This window comes from Bifidobacterium moraviense, from assembly GCF_012932365.1.
Lineage (GTDB): Bacteria > Actinomycetota > Actinomycetes > Actinomycetales > Bifidobacteriaceae > Bifidobacterium > Bifidobacterium moraviense.
Genome location: NZ_JAAIIH010000034.1, coordinates 1 through 1,586 on the forward strand (window position 1 = coordinate 1; position 1,586 = coordinate 1,586).

The following is a 1,586-nucleotide window of genomic DNA, read 5'->3' on the forward strand; positions in this document are numbered from 1 at the left end:
GGGGGTGTTCCTATGTTTTTGTCAACTCCTTGGGGAGTTGACGTGTCGGGATTCCGGTTGGCTGTCGTGGGCGCGCTTCGCCCTGCCGGTGGCGTCCGGCGTCCTTTCCCGTGTGGCCCGGTTCAGGCTACGAGGGCTGGTTCCTGGTAGAGGGTTCCGTTTTTGAGCATGCTGTAGATCACGTCGCAGCGCCGACGCGCGAGGCAGATGATGGCGGCGTTGTGGTGTTTGCCCTGTTCGCGTTTGCGCTTGTAATAGGCCACGGAGGGCGGGTGTTTGGTGGATGCGACGAACGCGGTCTGCCACAGCGCGTTCTTGAGGCGTTTGTTGCCCCGCCTGGAGGGCCGTTCGCCTTTGATGCTGGTGCCGGATTGGCCGGTGACGGGCGATATGCCCGCGTAGGCGGCCAGATGGGCGGACGATTTGAAGTTGGCGATGTCGCCGCCGATGCCGAGCAGGATGTTGCTTGCGGTCCTGACGCCTATCCCGGGCATCGACGTCAGGACCGTGAGAAGAGGGTGGTCCTCCAGGAGCTTCTCGACCTGGCGGCCGACCTCGCGCCGCCGGTCCCTGATCGTCTTGATGTCGTGGGCGATGGAGGGGATGATGGTCTCGGCCATGAGGGTGCCGGGCACGGTGACGGTCTGCTCGCCGATCGCCTTGAACATGTCGTCGATGATGCGGCCGGCGCGAAGCCCGTTGGACTTGGCCCAGTCCTTCACGTCCTCGATCCCGGCCCGTTTCACGCCCATGGGCCCGCCGTATCGTTCGAGCAGCGCGAGCGTCGCGTCGCGCGTGATTCTCTCGCCCTTGAGCGCGCGTTCGAACGCGGGGTGGGTCTGCAGCAGCAGGCTCCGCAGGCGGTTGACGTGGCGGGTGGATTCGTGGGCGAGGTCCTCGTCGTGGCCGGCGAGCAGCTTCAGGGCGGCGAGGGTCTCGTCATCCGGGCCCGCGTCCCTGAGCGTCTCGGGCAGCTTGAGCGCGGCCCACGCGATCACATGCGCGTCCCTGCGGTCGGTCTTCGCGTCCCCGGGCAGCAGCTGCGCGGTCCTGCGCATGGCCGTGCCGGGAAGGTAGGCAACCGCGATCCCCATGTCCCGCGCCACCGTCAGGGGCAGGGAGCCGATGGTGTTGGGCTGGTCCACGACCAGCAGCACACGGCCATGCTTGGAGAGCTTGCCCAGCATCGTGCGGATGGCCTTCTCGTCCTGTTTCAACGGCTTGTCGTACAGGGTGTTCCCGTCATGGTCGAGGGCGTGCGCGTGGTGCGCGCTCTTGCCCACGTCCAGGCCGACCCACACGTCGATGTCGTCCGGGGTCATCATCGTTCCTCCCGTCATGAAGGTTTTCCGGTCGCCGCGGGCTCGGAGGAGTCCGGACGCCCGCGCCGCACCCACATTACGACGAGACCTGCGCCATGCGCCCCTGAAGCGTCCGTGTAGCCGGCCTGGTTCCTATCAGCGGTCATCGGGCGTCCCCGTTCCCGGCGACAACACCCCCCGGATCATCGACGACAGGGCAGGAAAGTCATACCGGAACCGGCGACCCGGCCCCGGCCATCGGGGCCTACCAAACATGGTAATGGG

At 66.7% G+C, this 1,586-nt stretch carries 1 protein-coding gene; it reads right to left on the reverse strand.

Annotated features, from left to right (window positions below):
• Positions 1 to 122 precede the first annotated feature (122 nt).
• Positions 123 to 1,325, reverse strand: coding sequence for an IS110 family RNA-guided transposase (locus G1C96_RS10050; RefSeq protein ID WP_470287327.1), 1,203 nt, complete (start codon positions 1,323 to 1,325; stop codon positions 123 to 125).
• Between the last annotated feature and the right edge of the window lie 261 nt (positions 1,326 to 1,586).